General features: G+C 41.2%; 16 protein-coding genes. 6 read left to right on the top strand and 10 right to left on the bottom strand.

Features of this window, described 5'->3' with window-relative positions; genetic code table 11:
• Window positions 1-32: 32 nt before the first annotated feature.
• Window positions 33-893, bottom strand: a complete 861-nt coding sequence (locus VB620_RS12575; protein ID WP_323196494.1) for a pentapeptide repeat-containing protein — start codon at window positions 891-893, stop codon at window positions 33-35.
• 387 nt (window positions 894-1280) lie between these two features.
• On the opposite strand from VB620_RS12575, the gene VB620_RS12570 reads away from it, so the two are divergent.
• The 5 genes from VB620_RS12570 (at window position 1281) to VB620_RS12550 (ending at window position 5892) form a co-directional block, all read left to right on the top strand.
• Window positions 1281-1556 (top strand): ribbon-helix-helix domain-containing protein, encoded by a 276-nt coding sequence (locus tag VB620_RS12570; protein WP_323196520.1) that lies wholly within the window; start codon window positions 1281-1283, stop codon window positions 1554-1556.
• Window positions 1553-1903, top strand: a complete 351-nt coding sequence (locus tag VB620_RS12565; protein ID WP_323196493.1) for a type II toxin-antitoxin system PemK/MazF family toxin — start codon at window positions 1553-1555, stop codon at window positions 1901-1903. Before VB620_RS12570 ends, VB620_RS12565 begins: the two co-directional genes overlap by 4 nt.
• A gap of 43 nt (window positions 1904-1946) precedes the next feature.
• Complete coding sequence (pap, locus tag VB620_RS12560) at window positions 1947-3647, top strand: polyphosphate:AMP phosphotransferase (RefSeq protein ID WP_323196492.1); 1701 nt, start codon at window positions 1947-1949, stop codon at window positions 3645-3647.
• A gap of 619 nt (window positions 3648-4266) precedes the next feature.
• Window positions 4267-4503, top strand: a complete 237-nt coding sequence (locus VB620_RS12555) for a hypothetical protein (RefSeq protein ID WP_323196491.1) — start codon at window positions 4267-4269, stop codon at window positions 4501-4503.
• 219 nt (window positions 4504-4722) lie between these two features.
• Window positions 4723-5892, top strand: coding sequence for a histidinol-phosphate transaminase (locus tag VB620_RS12550; protein WP_323196490.1), 1170 nt, complete (start codon window positions 4723-4725; stop codon window positions 5890-5892).
• 93 nt (window positions 5893-5985) lie between these two features.
• On the opposite strand, the gene VB620_RS12545 is transcribed toward VB620_RS12550, so the two are convergent.
• The 9 genes from VB620_RS12545 to VB620_RS12505 all read right to left on the bottom strand — a co-directional run bounded on the left by VB620_RS12545 (window position 5986) and on the right by VB620_RS12505 (window position 15964).
• Window positions 5986-6528, bottom strand: coding sequence for a hypothetical protein (locus VB620_RS12545; RefSeq protein WP_323196489.1), 543 nt, complete (start codon window positions 6526-6528; stop codon window positions 5986-5988).
• 706 nt (window positions 6529-7234) lie between these two features.
• A complete protein-coding gene (locus VB620_RS12540) occupies window positions 7235-7843 on the bottom strand; it encodes a GNAT family N-acetyltransferase (protein WP_323196488.1) in 609 nt (202 codons plus the stop codon).
• An 844-nt stretch (window positions 7844-8687) separates the two neighbouring features.
• Complete coding sequence (locus tag VB620_RS12535) at window positions 8688-9623, bottom strand: inorganic phosphate transporter (protein ID WP_323196487.1); 936 nt, start codon at window positions 9621-9623, stop codon at window positions 8688-8690.
• 39 nt (window positions 9624-9662) lie between these two features.
• The gene (gene arsM, locus VB620_RS12530; protein WP_323196486.1) at window positions 9663-10631 is read right to left on the bottom strand and encodes an arsenosugar biosynthesis arsenite methyltransferase ArsM; all 969 of its coding nucleotides are present in this window, start codon (window positions 10629-10631) and stop codon (window positions 9663-9665) included.
• Between the two features lie 126 nt (window positions 10632-10757).
• A complete protein-coding gene (locus VB620_RS12525) occupies window positions 10758-11492 on the bottom strand; it encodes an HAD family hydrolase (RefSeq protein WP_323196485.1) in 735 nt (244 codons plus the stop codon).
• 187 nt (window positions 11493-11679) lie between these two features.
• Complete coding sequence (locus VB620_RS12520) at window positions 11680-12828, bottom strand: 30S ribosomal protein S1 (protein ID WP_323196484.1); 1149 nt, start codon at window positions 12826-12828, stop codon at window positions 11680-11682.
• A 312-nt stretch (window positions 12829-13140) separates the two neighbouring features.
• Window positions 13141-13248: a photosystem II reaction center protein T gene (locus VB620_RS12515; RefSeq protein WP_323196483.1), complete on the bottom strand. Its 108-nt coding sequence runs from the start codon at window positions 13246-13248 to the stop codon at window positions 13141-13143.
• Between the two features lie 119 nt (window positions 13249-13367).
• Entirely contained in the window at window positions 13368-14900 is a 1533-nt protein-coding gene (gene psbB / locus VB620_RS12510; protein WP_323196482.1) for a photosystem II chlorophyll-binding protein CP47, read from the bottom strand.
• A 638-nt stretch (window positions 14901-15538) separates the two neighbouring features.
• Entirely contained in the window at window positions 15539-15964 is a 426-nt protein-coding gene (locus tag VB620_RS12505; RefSeq protein WP_323196481.1) for a hypothetical protein, read from the bottom strand.
• Between the two features lie 440 nt (window positions 15965-16404).
• Between VB620_RS12505 and VB620_RS12500 the strand changes: the two genes are divergently transcribed.
• Entirely contained in the window at window positions 16405-18054 is a 1650-nt protein-coding gene (locus VB620_RS12500) for an ABC transporter substrate-binding protein (protein ID WP_323196480.1), read from the top strand.
• Window positions 18055-18220 lie beyond the last annotated feature (166 nt).

Below are 18220 nucleotides of genomic sequence, written 5' to 3'. Positions count from 1 at the left end.
CCAGTCTATACACGGTTGAGTTTTCCTGTGTCTTAGAAACAGGTGCGGATCAAAGTTGCTTTTCTTAAATCTGTACTTTTAAGTGTGGCTGCTATGAAATTAGCATCTGTTAAATCAGCACCAAAAAAGCTTGTACCACCAAAAGCAGCAAACGCAACACCACTTTTTTGAATCAAAGAGTACTTTTCATCGCCTTTTATGGCTCGCCAAGCAATGAAAGCGCTAAATAAAGTTCCGGCGATCGCAATGGCTGCTGCGATGACGATGACAATGGCTCCGGTTCCCTTGAACGAAAAGGCGAAGGCGATGGCTCCCGTGATGGCAAAGGCAAAGGCTCCCGCGAAGGCGATTTCTCCCGCGATAGTGATGGCGATCGCTATGGCTATGGCGACGGTAAAAGCGATGACAAAAGCAATGGCAAAGCCGATAGCAAAAGCAATGGTTAAGGCGATCGCTAAGGCGATGGCGATATTTCGGGTTCCGGCGATGGTAAAAGCAATGACGATGGCTCCGGCGATGGCGATCGCTAAGGCAATAGCGGAGTTGAATCTTTGCACAACCATAACTATGAAAACCATAATGACTACTGTTAAGGTAGTCCAACCTGTAACCTGACTTTGTATGGTTGAATTATCAAATATCAAAGATATTAAGTATCCAGTGAAGGCGGAGAAAAATCCGTAAATCGCAGAGAAAAACAATGCAACACTGACTAGAAAAATTGCCCAACGTTTTTGTAATCCGCATTGAGCATGGCTAAAGTTGGCATTCTGAAGATTAGCCGCAGTAAAGTTTGCCCCTCTAATATCTGCATAGCTAAAATTTGCACCCTCCAAATTTTGACCTTTGAAGGAACGCCCACGGAGATTTTTACCAGAGTAATCCTGCTGCATAGATTAATAATTCGTAATAGAGCCTACGGCACGCTAACGCGAACGTAATTCGTAATTGAAGGAGCGCCTACGGAAATTTTATAGGTGATCAATATTCTGATACATTTTTAGTATGTAGTTTTTCGGTTTTGAGGGCAATATTTTGTTTTTTATCCGAGAAATCCTCGTTTCCAGGTTTTAAGCTATTGAGCATTCAATTTGCACAATTTGGATGGACTAGACTTCGGAGTGAGCGCTCAGACGTTCGGCGAAGCTCAGTCGAGCCGTCGAAAGCTTCCGTGGCGAAGCAGCTGCCCATCCCAAAAGAGTTGTATTTCAGCGTCAGGGTTTTTCAGTTATGCTTAAATTGATGCTTATATCTACGTCAATTTAATCATCAAAATCATGATTAAAAATCAAACTGTCCGCACCACAATCACTCTACCTGTAGAAATTTTAACTGCTGCTGATGAGGCAGTTAGCCAAGGAAAAGCCAAAAATCGGAATGATTTTGTTGCAGTAGCAATTCTCCATGAGCTAGAAGCTCTGAAACGGGCAGAAATTGATGCCGCTCTCATGGAAATGACCCAAGATCCAGAGTATCAAGCCCAAGTGCTAAAAATGGATGCTGAATTTGCTGTCGCCAGTTGGGAAGCTTTGCAATTGGGAGAATCCCCAGCATGAGGAGAGGTGAAGTTTATGATGCTCGACTTGAACCTATAGAAGGATCAGAACAAGGTGGAACGCGCCCGGTGATTATCGTTAGCCGTGATGCGATCGCAGCTTATAGTCCTGTAGTTTTAGCTGTTCCATGCACTACTTATAAAGTCGGTAAACGAGTTTATCCCACTCAGGTATTAATTTCAGCCCCAGACGGTGGATTAACTAACGACTCTATCGCTATGGCAGATCAGGTGAGGGTATTATCCAAAACTCGCTTTTTGGCTTTAAGAGGAATACTTAGTGATCAAGCCATAATTTTGTTGAATGAAGCTTTGTTAATTGCTTTGGATATCTCGGTTCCAGGATAATCTCAAGCTGGATATAAGTAAGTCGGCGTTGGTGAATGAATGTATGAAATTATCTCACGCAAAGGCGCATCAGCGAAGCGAAGCACGAAGTGCGTTAGGCGCAAAGAGTAAGAGTTTGAGAAATGAAATTTTTGATTTTCATACCCCGATTCAGCAACGCCTTAATTTCTCTGCAAACCACAAATATAAGTATGATGCCATAATTCAGCAATACGCAGATCAAAAAGTTTCTATGCTAGATACATTAGATTTAACACTTTCCTTAGATAAATCCACCTATAAATCAGAAATTAACAGGCTGATGCATCAACTGCGGGAATTGCAAAATGCCTGTTGGGATAAAAATTTACCTGTAATTGTGGTTTTGGAGGGCTGGGCGGCTTCCGGCAAGGGTGCGTTGGTGAAGCAAATGGTTTCTTACATGGACCCCCGTGGATTTAAAGTACATCCGATTTGGCCTCCGACTGAAGCAGAACGCAAATATCCCTTCCTGTGGAGATTCTGGGAAAAACTTCCCGCCCAAGGCAACATTAGCTTTTTCTATCACAGTTGGTATACTCATGTTTTAGAAGAACGGTTATTTGAGCGAGTCGGAACCGACCAAGTTCCCACTGTGATGAAATTAATGGGGCAAATTAATTCTTTTGAGCGTCAAATGGTGGATGATGGAGCTGCGATCGCTAAATTTTGGTTACATCTCAGTCGTAAAGAATTGAAAAGTCGCTTAAAAGATTACGCCAAAGATGAATTAACCGCTTGGCGGGTGCGAGAAGAAGACTGGAAGCAAGCCAAACACTATGACCGCTACGCCACCTTTGCAGAAGAAATGCTGGTGCAAACTAGTACCGGGGTTGCGCCTTGGACTTTAGTTGAGGCTGACTCGGAACGATGGGCGCAGGTGAAGGTACTAACAGATTTGGCTGCTACCCTAACTGCGGCTTTAGATAGGCTGAAAATTCAGCTTCCCGCTCCGGTTTTACCTGCACAGACGGAATTAGAAACCACAGAATCAGACTTACTTGCACAGGTTGATTTGAGCTTAAGCCTTACCGAAAACGACTATGAAGAACAATTAGCCAAAGCCCAGGTAAAACTACGCAAGTTACAATTAAGCATCCACCAGCATGAAATCCCTGTCCTGGTCATGTTTGAAGGCTGGGATGCAGCAGGTAAAGGTGGAGCGATTAAGCGGCTAACGGATATTCTCGATCCTCGGAGTTACTTTGTTAATCCCTTTGCTGCGCCCACAGATGAAGAGAAAGCTCATCACCACCTCTGGCGATTTTGGCGACGATTACCAACGGCTGGGATAATTGGAATTTTTGACCGTTCTTGGTACGGAAGGGTGTTGGTGGAGCGAGTAGAAGGCTTTGCTTCGGAAATTGAATGGCGCAGAGCCTACCGAGAAATTAATGAGTTTGAAGCACAGTTAACCAGTGCTGGCTATGTTTTAGTGAAGTTTTGGCTACACATTAGCCCAGAGGAACAACTCCAGCGCTTTACAGACCGTGAAAATGATCCCTTTAAGCAATATAAGCTGACTGATGAAGACTGGCGCAATCGGGAAAAGTGGAATTATTACGATGTCGCAATTAATCAGGCTATTCAGCGCACTACTACCCCTACGGCTCCCTGGACAATTGTGGCTGCTAATGACAAATACTATGCCAGAGTTAAGGTAATTGAAACTGTTGTCGCCGCTATTGAGGCGGAATTAAAACGTCGTAAGCACAGTAATAGTTAAAACGGTGAGGGTAGCGTTAGAGTTTTTGGTTAAAGGATATGGTAAAAGTCTAATTTATTACCAGCTTTGGTAAATATATTCGCCCATAACTTTTTAAATCACCTCTTAAGGTCTACCCTACCTAGTGGTTAATAATGACACTGATATTAGAGATATTTTAATTTTGAAATCTTGTATAAATTAGTGAATATTGATTAATCTACAGGAATGAGATTTGTGTTGTAATATAGTAATCTCATCCAAAAAAATAATGATAATAATATACACATCATATATAAATTTTACTATTTGAAGGTTCCCAAGAATTAGTATTGTTTCAGACATAAATTAACCGTAATTATGTTGAATGGGGCTATTTATGCACCTTGATACACGTAACAAATATCAGAATATTCTCATAAATTCAATTTTATTCTTTGCATAGTTGCAAATCAAAGCTTTGAGGTTCATAGCTGATGAAAAATCTCAAATAAGCAGGTCTAAAATGTATCTAAGACTATTGACAATCTCAAAATAATCGCATAACAAGGTGGCAGAAGATAAAAAAATGCCTTATCTCACCCCCTGCAATAAGACTCAGTAAAGCTGTTAAGAAAAAATTAGGTAATTAAAATAAATCATGCCACAAAATACTGACCACAAAGCTGCTAATTCAACAAATCCAGCGATCGCATACAAAGCACGTCTAAATTCTTGGGCGATCGCACGTTTAGTTCCTGATGCACAACGGGAAATTGTCGCTCGCTTCCGCAGTCGTTCTGATGCAGATGGTTATATGCAACACTTAAGCCAAACAAAACCTGATTCTGCTTTTATGGTGGTTTTTGATTGTCAACGGGAAGAAGTTGTAATTTAAAGTTCTCATACAGGCGATCGCATTCTCAGGATAATTAATTAGGCGATCGCCGCCATCTACTTACACGGTTTTGCTTCCAAGCACCGGATATCAGCGATCGCTACCTTTAAGCTCCAATTTTTCGGTAAAATATGAATCTTCCTAAAATAACCTACCCCTTAGTCATTTGTTTCTTGTGTTTAAACAATTACTAATGGCTAACGACTAATTACTAAAATTATGCTGAATTTTATCCGGTCAGATTTAGCCCAATTTACCGCCTATAAACCCCACCCCAGTAGTGATACAGCCGCAGGAGTACCCATGCAGTTGGATCGGCTGGATACCAACGAAAGCCCCTATGATTTGCCACCAGAGTTAAAAGAAAAGCTGGCTGGGATATATCAGCAAGTCATTGAAACAAATCGTTATCCTGACGGGGGACATGAGACACTCAAACAGGCGATCGCTGAATACGTCAATGAATCTGCTGGCCTCACATCCTCGGTATTTACGGCTGCTAATATTTCTCTAGGTAATGGTTCAGATGAACTAATCCGCTCATTATTAATCGCCACCTGTCTGGGAGGAGAAGGCTCAATTTTAGTCGCCAATCCCACATTCTCAATGTATGGAATCCTAGCGAAAACATTGGGTATTCCTGTCGTGACTGTAGACAGAAATTCAGATAACTTTGAAATTGACTTAAAAGCAGCCCAATCTGCGATCGCAGAACCTCAAAATCCCCCGATTCGCGTGGTTTTTGTCGTACATCCCAACTCCCCCACCGGTAACTGTTTAACTGCGGCAGAATTGTCATGGTTAAAAAGTCTGGGTGAAGAAATTTTGGTGGTAATTGATGAAGCTTACTTTGAATTTAGTCAAAATACCTTAGTTAGTGAACTAGCAGAACATCCTAACTGGATTGTATTGAGGACATTTTCTAAAGCCTTCCGGTTAGCAGCCCTGCGTGTGGGTTATTGTATTGCTCATCCAGATGCGATCGCCATCTTAGAAAAAGTCCGCTTACCTTATAATCTTCCTAGCTTCTCAATAGCAGCCGCATTAACTGCTATGCAAAATCACCAACTGTTGCTGGAATCAATTTCCACCACCTTAGATCAAAGAGACAAACTTAGAGAAATTTTATCCCAACACCCCGCATTACAAATAACCAAAAGTGATGCCAACTTTCTTTTTCTGCGTCTCTCAGCGAATAACTCAGACATAGAAAACAACACCACTATCAAAACTCTTCACCAACAACTCAAGACTTCTGGTACTCTTGTACGCGAAATTAGTGGAGGATTGCGAATTACCATCGGCACATCCGCAGAAAATACCCGTACCTGCAATAGAATACAATCTGCATTAGCAAATCTAAAATTACAGCAATTTGCCAGTAAATGAACTAGACATCTTCAGATAATCCAACATCAGAGGTAGGCATTCCCTCCGCCCCTCTGTAGCAAAATTAGATAAAATATGCCCTAGAACATTGACTCAATAATCCAAACTATTACCCAAACCGCGTACTATTTTTACAGTTTTTGGCAACACCCCTACTAACAGCGCAAAGACAATATCTGGCATTTGATCCACCATTAGTAGTGGAAAGTATTGTTCAAATTGATCTAAAATTTTCTCCACTCGCTGCTGAGGTAGCGGGTGTTCAGTAATCTGCTTAATTAACCTCACCCACTGTCGCCGAATTAAGTAAGCCTTCTGACGCTCCTCATAACATTTTGGAGTTAGTAAAGACAAATTACCTATAGTCAGCACCCGTTCACAATCATGATCATAATCCCCCCCAACGGCAGCACCCGGCCCCGCAAATTCTGCATGATAGCGTTTAAAGAGGATTAAACCATTGCGCTTACGACTATTGACAACAAACACCTTTCCACTATGCAGAAGTGCGAGGATATCCGAGTCATAAGACTGCTCAGAGCCATCTGTCATCACAAGATGGTCTAGGAGAAGAATGTCAGGGTAGTAAGTTGATACCATAGCAGCTTGATAGCGTCGGTAGCTTTCGCTATCCATGTTTTCTCGAACTTGCAGATAAGTTGCTAGTGTTATGTAGTTCTAGCAAAAATTTGGGCGAACTAAAATTATATTTTTGATGCTTTTTGAAACCTTTTTGATCACAAAAACTTACTAGTTGATGTAACTCAGATATTAAAAAACAATTTGATTACTAAATAATTAATTATATTTTATGAGATTTAGGTGATTCTGTGGCGGACAATCAGCTACTCTTTTTTAAAGATTATATAAAGATAAATTACTCAATAAAAAGATATTATGAGGTATTGAAATTATGTCAAGGGTAATTTTAATGTTGTTATATAATAGTATATCTAATATATTTAAATCCTTCAATATCCAAATACCACATTAAATTTAGATCACATATTATATTTAATTAAAATATCTATATTGGGTTAATTTTAGCTGGAAATAAAATCACTAAAATCAATCTTTTGAACATTAACAAGAGTCAAGTTTTACAATAATAAAAATTAGCGTCAGCAAATAATAAACCTGCCACAACTCAGCTATTTAACAGTTAACAGACTTGAAAATCCCTAGCTGTAACTCTTCTCTACACAGCTATTCAGCTAATTTTATCCGCAGATATTAGGACTGACGCACAAGTCACGAAAGAATAAACCACGTTGGCACTAGCCTCTCCCCTTGAGAGAAGGACAGGAAGGAAAGAGGGTTTCAGATATTTCTGGCGTAAGTCCTATTCAATATTGAGATATTTCTGTAACAATATTTGCCGAGAACGTCCGAAAAAAAATATATTCCAGTGAGATTCTGAAGTATATGGCTGATATCCTAGCTTGAAATAAAGTTGCCGTGCCTTATGGTTATTTTCCAAGACATGGAGGTATAACTCTTCAAACCCCCACTCCTGAGAGAATTTTTCACATCTAATCAGTAGTTGCGAAGCTACACCATGCCTACGATATTTAGGGTGAACAGCTAAATTAGAAAGATAAGGAAAACTCCTACCCGTCGCTACCCAAGAATCATTGAAACGCACACCTAATTCCACCGTTCCTACTAAAGTAGGCTTTGCCGCAATACTAGTATCAATAGCAACCAAACAAACATGATGAGGCGCAGGTGATAACAAGCGATGTTTGAGGTCTTCGTAAATACCCAAACGTAATAGTGGAAAAGCCCACCCCCAGAAACCATCGTGTGCGTGAAAGCTTTCGGCAATAATTTGCGAAATACCAGTCCAATCATCAGGTGTAGCCACGCGAATTTGGCAACGCCAGGAGGCTTGCTCGGCGGCAGATATGATAGGCTTTTGGTAGTAAGGATCAAAAAACCAGGATGTCAAGGCTAGTTTAGTATTGATTTAATGAAACGAAAATTTACTCAAATATCCTACAATACTCTACAATCCCTGTGGAAATGCAAAATTACCTAAATAACTGAGTTCGCATTGAAATTCTAACCTAATACTGGTTATTTAACTAATAGGACTTACGCAAAAATTACGGAATAATTAACCACAGAGACGCAGAGGACACAGAGAAATCAGGATTTGAGCGAGCTTTTGCGTAAGTTCTGACCAAGAATAACGGGATACAAGCCCCGTCACTTCGACAGGTGATACAGTGAGCCTGTCGAACTGCTCAGTGCATCGCCTTTTAGGACGGCTTTCTGGTAAAATTGGATATAGTCGCCATAGGGCATTGGGAGACTTTAAACGAACGTCGAGGGATGGTTAGACTATTTCGATAGCACAACCCAATTAAGCGTTAAGGAATCCTCTCTCCTTCAGGAAGAGGAGGTATGTCAATAAGTTAGCTTAATCATCTAGATATATTTAATCTAAAATAATCCGCCCCAGGATATTTGGAATTATAACCTCTCAGCACCAGGGACTGTGTTACCCAGCCAGGAGAGTTTAAATTTCTACTCAGTAGTGTGGACAGTAGGTTAAGGTAAATGATACATAAAATAAAAAGCCATACAACATGATGTTGCAAGGCTTTTGGTGTAGTGTGAGGAGCTTAACTAAGTATCATCATAAGGTAATACCAAAGTGGCAGAACTCTCGTAACCATTTTGGTAACAGAATTTTTTTTACCACTATTCTGTAACAGGGGGAAGGTCTTGTCTATTGGGTCTTGGAGAAGATTTATTTTCTTCTTCACTAGTAAGTTCTTGGTATCCGATCATTGCAATAATCTATAAACGATACCACTAATGATTGTGGTGATAGGTAAAGTTAAAATCCACGCCAATAAAATTTGGTAAAAAACACGCGCCTTGGCTTGGTTGTGAAGCAATCCCACACCAAAGATAGAACTAACGGAAACTTGAGTCAGAGAAACAGGAACCCCAAAGTAATTAGATGTAATCACCAAAACGCCTGTTACCATATTTGCCGATAAACCCTGAGTATGATTCATGATGGTAATTTTTTCACCCATGGTTTGGGCGATTTTTTGGGAGTTGAGTAAACCCCCTAGTCCCATAGCCATTGCTATTGTCAGCATTCCCCCCTGAACTGAAAAATAGTCAATAATTATAATTAGGGACATGATTTTAGGGGTGTCATTAAACCCGCGAATAAAACTGATAATCCCAGCACTAATTAAGTGACAGGTGTTAATTATTTTCTGATTGGGTTGCCAGTGTAATTGAGAATTTATATAGTGTAATAATTTATGTGTTCCTGCTGACAAACAAATAGCAATAATAGGATTGAAAAATAGAGGTAAAATAAATAACCTCTCCAAAGCAGCAAAATTAACTTTGAGTCCAATAGCCACTAATCCAGCACCTAGAAGCGCCCCAATGATACTGTGAGTTGTAGAAATGGGAAATCCTGTTAAGGCGGCAACTAGAACGGTTAAACCGGTGGTGATGGCTACTGCTAAATGGATTTCTGGTGCATTAGCGATCGCATCGGGAAATATACCTTGAGCCGTAAATTTTTCGATCAATGTACTTGCCCCGAAAACCGCAGCTAATGCACCAGCAAAAGTTGTAAAACTTCCCCACAAAATTGCTGTTTGGTAACTTATAGTTCTGCTACCAAACAATGTTGCTACACCTTTAAAGTTGTCGTTGGCTCCATTGGAATAAGCTAAAAAAAGCGTAGCCAAAAATAAACTGATTATAAACATTTTTGGGGGCGTTAAAAGTTAACAGCAGCCACCACCACTATAGTGCCAAGTTGAATCAGTAACGATAATTTCGGTTGGCTGTAAAGTGGCAAGTTGAGCCGCAGTTTTATCACACACAGCTGCGGGAATCCCACGATGCAGTATATGTCCTGCCTGATCATCAAAAAAAGATTCTACACCAGCATAAATAGCCGTCTTTCCTGTGAATATACAAGCACCATCTTCAGGAACATCAACTTTAAAAGCAACCGAATCCAAGCTTTCTAGCAAGAGATTTGCTTCTAATTTGTAAGTGTGAGAATCTAACAGACGATAAGGACGACGGGCGCGAATTTCAATTTGACCAAAACCAGCGTCAATGATGCGCTGAGTATACTCATCGTATGTGAGTGCGCCTGATAAACACATAGCACGGAGACGCTCATCCTGTTGTAAATGTGCAGGAATTGGGCTAGTAGCTATAGGATCGCTCATCTGCAAGCGTCCCTTTGGTTTTAATACTCGATATGCTTCTTTTAAAGCGCGGGTCAAATCTTCTGGTTCAAAAATGTTAAACAGGCAATTTTGCGCCACGATGTCCACGCTTGCATCACCCACAGGAAGATTAAAAGCATCGCCTGACCGAATTTCTACAAAGCTGGTGTCAAACCAAGGGTTTTTTTCAGCAGCAATTTCTAGGTTACGTGTGGCGGCTTCCCGCATAGCTGCAACTGGTTCAATGGCAATTACAGCACCTGGATAACGAGAAAAATAAGCGAATTGCAGTGCTTCTAACCCACCACCAACACCGACATACATGACTGTGGGCTGGTTTGAAAGTTCAGTATGATGAACGGTTGTACCACAACCATAGTTCATTTCCTGCATTGGTAGAGGAATTTTCAGTCCTGGTAGTTTTATGGGTGTACTTTGAACACAACATAGTCCCACTTCTGGTTCTTGTGCGACTTCACTGTAAAACTGTGCTGCTGTTTCTAGATAGGTCATTATGATTTTGGTTTGATATGTTTTTGTCGATTTGACTTTTTGCATCCTAATATAACTAACCATTATTTGTGCTTAGTTATCAGACACAAAGCTGAAAACCTTTGAGAATCGTATTGAAAGCCCAAATCAATCTGCGACAATTTGAATTTCGTTGAGTTGATTAATCACCACATCTGCACCTTGGACATGATTTGACTTACCCACCCAGGTAATACCAATACAACCTGCGGCTTTAGCATGACGTGCCATTTGCATATCACCAACAGCATCTCCTACCATTAATGTATTCCCTGGTTCTACCCCTAAATCTTGACAAGCCTGTAAAAACAAAACTGGATCTGGTTTACTGGGGCCGTCATCTACTCCTTTTTGTAGCTGGATGTAATTAGTTAACTGGTGTTGTGCTACAAAATTGCTAACTTCGGCTGTGGTTGCGGCTGAAATTATACCTAGTTTTATTCCTGCTGCTGACAAGGATTGTAAGAGATCCAAGCTACCTGCAAATAGTGGTGCAGGAGTTGTACCCAGATATTTCTCGGCTTCGTTTAGGGATTTCTGGGCTATTTTTAAAGATTCAAACCATCCTTTCCCAGTTTCGGCAATATATGCGGCTGCGGCAATTTCAGTTTCCCGACGACTGGCTACGGATATTAATCCTGCTGGATCTAAGGTATCGCTATTGATGCCAAAGGCCATTAATAAGGGTTCGCCAATTCCGGGAATTTGTGCATCTATCATCCGCGCACTTTTTTGTCCAAGCGATCGCAAATATGCTTCTGAGTCTTCTAATGTCCCATTTTTATCAAAAAAAATGGCCTGGATATTGTAAAAACTCATGTTTCTACATTTAATAGTTACCAAAATCTTTCACCTCATTTGATCAATGGAAAATCACCACAAAAAAAGAGGGTTATTCCCTCTTTCATTAATACTTTAATAATTTTTTTGATCAACAGGTCAAGCTACAGGCGTATTAACCCTGTTTAAAAGCTTGACTGTCCATATTACTAAATGTAGTGCAGCACTAACGCGTGCATCACAGAGGGAATCAACCTTCCTGTTCAACAGAAGCTGGAATCTCTTCTTCAGTTACAGTAGCTGCTGGTTCAGTGTCAGTAGTTGCTGGAATTTCTTCTTCGGTTACAGCCGATACTTCTACCGGAGTTTCCTCAGTTGTAGCTTCTACTGCTTCTACCTCAGTTGTAGCTTCTACTGGAGTCTCCTCAGTTGCTGCTTCTACTGCTTCCTCAGCACCCACAACTTCCTCTGCTTCTGTAGGTACAGCAGTAATACCTTGCTGTTTAGCTAGCATCTGTTCACGATACTTGGCTGCCATTTCCTCAGCTTTATCATAAACCAAGTCACGGTTCTTAATCATATCACCGGGTTCGGGTTCCAGCTGCTTGGTAGACAAGGAAATCCGACCCCTTTCTGCATCCAAGTCAATGATCATGACTTTAACTTCATCATTGACATTGAAGACGCTATGAGGTGTATCAATATGTTCGTGAGAAATTTCAGAAATGTGTAGCAGTCCGCTAACACCACCAATATCGATAAAAGCACCGTAGGGTTTAATCCCACGAACTGTACCAATAACTACTTCGCCTACTTCTAGGCGGTTCATCTTCCGTTCCACCAGCGCTCGGCGGTGGGATAGAACTAAGCGGTTACGTTCTTCGTCTACTTCTAGGAATTTCAATGGCAGTTCTTCACCTACCAAATCTTCCTTCGGTTTACGGGTGCTGATGTGAGAACCTGGGATAAACCCGCGTAATCCTTCGATGCGTACTAATGCACCACCACGGTTGGTAGCAAATACACCGGAACGAACAGTAGCATCTTCTGCTTGTAACTGCCGCACACGTTCCCAAGCCCGCATATATTCGATGCGACGAATGGAAAGCGTGAGCTGACCATCTTCGTTTTCATCGGTGAGGATGAAAAACTCTCTTGTTTCGTTTGATTGTAAAACTTCTTCCGGAGCGTCAACCCGGTTAATAGACATTTCTTGTATAGGTATGTAGGCTGCTGTTTTAGCACCTATGTCAATCAGAGCGCCGCGCGGCTCTATACTGAAAACTGTACCTGGTACAATATCTCCAGGGCTGAAGTGATAATCATACTTGTCAAGTAGAGCAGCGAAATCTTCGTGAGTAAATCCAATTTCTGTAGCGGTTAAGTTCTGATTGACCATGCTGATTTGTTCCTGGTTCTAGTCTCCGTAAATTTTGTGGCATAGGCGTGATGATGTATATCCGAGGCACTAGGCGGCAGGTACACCTACATCTTTTTTTTATCCTAGCGCAGAAAAGCTAGTATTAACACATATTAACTTCCAGATAAACAATTATATCATATCTTCTGTCAATTTAGTATTTATTGAGTAGTTTATTTGAGAATTGCCCCCATAAAATCTATGGTTATAAAAGACAGATATCTGCTGCCACCATGATTGGTAACAGCAGATAAAAGGTTTAAATGCCCTTAGAATTTTGGTAAGAGCAGTCTATTTTTCTTCTTTATTTTCGATGCGGGGGGGTTCGCGGAATGCGATCGCAAAGAAAATAACTCCTAATGCCAGAGCAAAAATCAAGATATATGCAACGCTTTCCATATTAAAAGCTCCTGCCTAACCAGCCAATAATGATCGTTTATTCAGTCTATGAAATAAGGTATTGGGGGATTGAGTATAAGAAGAATTATTTCTCAATCCCTAGTACCGAAAGATTAGAGTTAGAGAGCTTCCTTCCGGCGGGTAGATTTATCACCCACTTTCTGGAATAGACCCCACTCAACTTGTTCTTCTAGATCCGCATCCACACCAGCAAATACGTCTCGGTAGATTGTCCGAGAACCATGCCAGAGATGACCAAAGAAGAATAGTAGAGCAAATACAGCGTGTCCAAAGGTAAACCAACCTCTGGGGCTGGTGCGGAATACACCATCAGAGTTCAAGGTTTCGCGGTCAAAATCAAAGATTTCGCCACCTTGAGCTTTACGAGCATACTTCTTAACATCAGCAGGATCTGTAAAGGTTTGACCATCTAGATCACCACCGTAGAAGCTGACGGTGACACCAGTTTGTTCAAAACTGTACTTGGATTCGGCGCGACGGAAAGGAATATCGGCTCTGATCACTCCATCAGCATCGGTCAAGATAACTGGGAAGGTTTCAAAGAAGTTGGGGAGACGACGCACGGTCAATTCTCTACCTTCACCATCTTTGAATACGGCATGACCTTGCCAAGATTGGGCGATACCATCACCCTTGACCATAGGACCAGTACGGAATAGACCACCTTTAGCAGGGCTATTACCGACGTAATCATAGAAAGCCAATTTTTCGGGAATTTCTGCCCAAGCTTCTGAAAGGGTTGCACCTTCAGATAGGCTAGTTTGGACGCGACGCTCAATTTCCTGAGTGAAGTAGCCTTGATCCCACTGATAACGAGTGGGGCCAAACAGTTCAATCGGGGTAGTAGCGTTACCGTACCACATCGTACCAGCAACAATGAAAGCTGCGAAGAATACGGCAGCAATACTGCTAGAAAGTACGGTTTCAATGTTCCCCATCCGTAGAGCTTTATATAGCCGTTCGGGAGGTCTGACTGTGAGGTGAAATAAACCCGCAATAATGCCAACAACGCCTGCGGCGATATGGTGAGCTACAACACCACCAGGGTTAAATGGGTCGAACCCAGCCGGACCCCACTCTGGTGCTACTGCCTGAATGCTACCAGTAACTCCATAGGCATCAGTGACCCACATACCTGGGCCAAATAGTCCGGTGAGGTGAAAAGCACCAAAGCCAAAGCAAAGTAAACCGGATAAGAATAGGTGAATGCCAAACATTTTTGGCAAATCTAGGGCAGGTTCACCAGTACGAGGATCTCTGAAGAGTTCCAAATCCCAGTAAACCCAGTGCCAGACGGCAGCTAGGAACAATAGACCTGAAAGAACGATGTGAGCTGCGGCTACACCTTCAAAAGACCAGAAACCAGGATTACTTGCGGCGTTACCAGTGACGACGCTCCAGCCACCCCAAGATTCGGTAACACCTAAACGTGACATGAAGGGCAGGACGAACATTCCTTGCCGCCACATGGGGTTAAGCACTGGATCACTGGGGTCATAAATAGCTAGTTCGTACAATGCCATTGAACCAGCCCAGCCTGCAACTAGAGCTGTGTGCATCAAGTGTACAGAAATCAACCGACCTGGATCATTCAGAACGACTGTGTGTACTCGGTACCAGGGTAGTCCCATCGACTACGCTCCTCCTCGATGAATTATGTTTACAAAGCAATTTTATGACTGAGGTTTTGAGGGAGGGAAGATTCGCTGAGGTGGGTTTAATCCTCCTACTGCGATGCTTTTCCGCCGTTCAGTGAACTCTCTGAGTTTTTTTATTGCCAGGATCTTAAATTTAACCACAAATTAGTCTTGATAAATCAGACGGTGTGGCTAGTTTGGCAATATTTTGAGACGCTGGGTAGCTTTACTTTCTAGAGTAGCGATCGCCTGTATGACTGCCGAGAGATTTTCTCAATGAAAATTTCTTCCTAGTTCTTTGAGAACCTAGCAAACGTCTGTAAACCGTTTGGACACCAGGAAATGCCATCCTTGAGTCAACCCCCATTTAACCGTCTACGTAATTGCCAAGCAAAAATGAGAATGTTTTAAAAAGTGTAACTATATTGTGGACTTGTTTGCAAGCGTGTAAATAGATGCGATCGCATAGAATTTCTGTATCATATAGATACAAATCTCCCTCATAATTTATTTTGCGTATGTCTCGGCTAATATTGTTGAGATACAAAAACCCCCTCCGGTGCAAGCGAGGAGGGGAATATGATGTAGTTCATTCAAGTGCATACGGCTATATTAGCCCGGAATATATTCGCCTATTCGCCTATCTCAGCTACACCATTTTGGATATCACGAGCCATTTTTTCAGCACCCTCTACGTATCCTGAACCAAATTCTGTTAAAGCTTCTGCTGACTCTTCCCCAATTTTTTGCATTCGCTCGATAGGAGAACCTTCTGTTTCACGAGCCTCCTGATTCCACTCCCTGATGGTTTTTGGTCTTTGGGAATCATCTTGCTGTATATCTTGACGGACTTGCTCTTTTAAAACTTGATTATTTTGCCCAAAAGCAACATTAGTCGTTAGCGTCATCAAACCAACTAGGACAACAGCTAATAAACTTTTTATTTGAACTCCCTGGAGTAGGAAGTTAATGTGATTCATCGTCCTAGAAATCAAATTCATCATGTCAATACTTGATATTTGTGCTGTGTTTACAGTTTCAAAATATATTTGGCTCATTCCTAATTCAGCTATTTTTTTGAAAAACTGAATTTATTTTTAACTGAGATTCATAATCTCAATAAATAGAATTATTATTTAGTGATGAAATCTGCCAAAACTGTCACTATATTTGAGCCAATTAATTTCCTGAGATTACAAATAAACTCTATCTAAAAAAACAAAATTATCCTTCTAACGAAAGATATATATTGGTGATAAAAATATACGTCGCAGGTCTAATTAATGATTTTCTATTTTCGTGGTGTTCAAATATGAGATCATGTCAGTTGCAATATGCCCGAACACAATTCAAAATGCTGATGATCTAGGCTTTTCATCAATTTTGAATCATCTGTTGATTTCTGCTGTTCTGTACCAGTGTGTTGCGAATGTTTAAGTGTTACAGCCACATATCTATAGTATGATAGCTGACTGCTAAGTTGAAAAATCCGAACAATATGGACTGTTTTTCCTTGACTGCAAAACGATGGCGTGGGATTCCCCAATTTTTATCATTGTTTTGTCTGTGTTTACTTTTGGTTGTGAGTTGCGCCCCTAGCCAGCAGACAACGAATTTATCATCTGGTACGGGTGATGGTCGGATTACTGTAGGTACAACTTTAAAACCTAGAACCCTTGATCCAGCTGATACCTACGAGTTGGCTTCTTTGGGTTTGGTGTTAAATATGAGCGATCGCCTGTACACTTATGAACCAGGTAGCACCGAAATTAAACCCCAATTGGCAACAGCATTACCCGAAGTCAGTGCTGATGGTTTAACTTACACCATCCCTTTGCGTCAGGGAGTAGTTTTCCACGATGAGACTCCTTTCAATGCCAAAGCAATGGAGTTTAGCATTCAGCGCTTTATTGAGAATAAGGGAAAACCCTCCTTCTTATTATCAGACACAGTGGATTCAGTCAAAGCCACAGATGAATACGAATTAACAATTCAGTTAAAAACACCATTTGCAGCATTTCCCTCACTGTTAGCATTTACTGGGGTGTGTGCAGTGTCACCCACAGCTTACGAAATTGGGGCGGGGAAATTCCAGCCTAATACCTTTGTAGGGACTGGCCCTTACAAGTTAGAGCAGTATGGCACAGATTCATTGCGATTGGATGTATTTGACAAATATTGGGGAGACAAACCAGCTAATCAGGGCGTTAATGTGCAGATTCAAACTAGCCCTGTGAATTTGTTTAATGCTTTTCGTACAGGTACAGTAGATGTAGCGTATTTATCTCTACAACCAGACCAAATCCGCAGTTTAGAATCAGGAGCTAAAAACGGCGATTGGCAAGCAATTACGGCTCAGGGTAGCGTTGTGAGTTACATGGTCTTGAACCGGAATCAGCAGCCTTTAGATCAACCAGAAGTTCGAGCTGCGATCGCCGCTATGATCGACCGTCAACTGATCAATGAACGGGTTTTACTTGGTCAAGCTGATCCACTTTATAGCATGATTCCTAACACCTTTAAAGTTTCCCAACCATTATTTAAAGAAAAATATGGCGATGCTAACTTTGATCAAGCCAAAGAACTATTAACTCAGGCCGGCTTCTCTCAAGAAAACCCCGCCAAAGTGCAAATCTGGTATCCTTCTAGTTCAGCTAGTCGAAGTTTAGCAGCACAAACCCTCAAATCTCTGGCTGATCAAGAAATGGCAGGAATGTTACAACTAGAAATAAAAAATGTAGAAAGTGCTACCTTCTTTAAAGACATCTCCAGGGGTATATATCCAGCAGCTTTGCTTGACTGGTATCCAGACTTTTTAGATCCCGATAATTATGTGCAGCCATTCTTATCCTGTGAAAAAGGTTCTAATGCTCAAGGCTGCGAAGAAGGTGGTAGTAAAAGTCAGGGTTCATTCTACTATAGCGAAGCCATCAATAAACTAATTGCTCAAGAACGCCAAGAGCAAAATCCAGAAGCACGTCAGAAAATTTTCACAGAAATTGAAAAACAAGTAGCTAATGATGTGCCTTATATCCCTTTATGGCAAACCAAAGATTATGTATTTGCTCAAAATGGTGTGAATAATGTACAACTTGACCCCACTCAGAATTTGATTTATAAAACTATCAAGAAAACAGTTAACAGTTAACAGTTAACAGTTATCAAATTTGATTATCTAAAAGCCAATGGGGTGAGTTATGTTACCAACTAACGCACCCCATAACTTTAATAAGTTATTTGATTTTATTGATGATGCACTGAGTTAATTATGTATGAGTAACGAACCGCATTCGCATAGCGTCTCCCCTTGGGAG

This window comes from Nodularia harveyana UHCC-0300 (assembly GCF_034931085.1).
In the GTDB taxonomy this organism is placed as follows: domain Bacteria; phylum Cyanobacteriota; class Cyanobacteriia; order Cyanobacteriales; family Nostocaceae; genus Nodularia; species Nodularia harveyana.
Note: the sequence above shows the minus strand (reverse complement) of the source record. Positions and strands in the feature narration are given on the sequence as shown.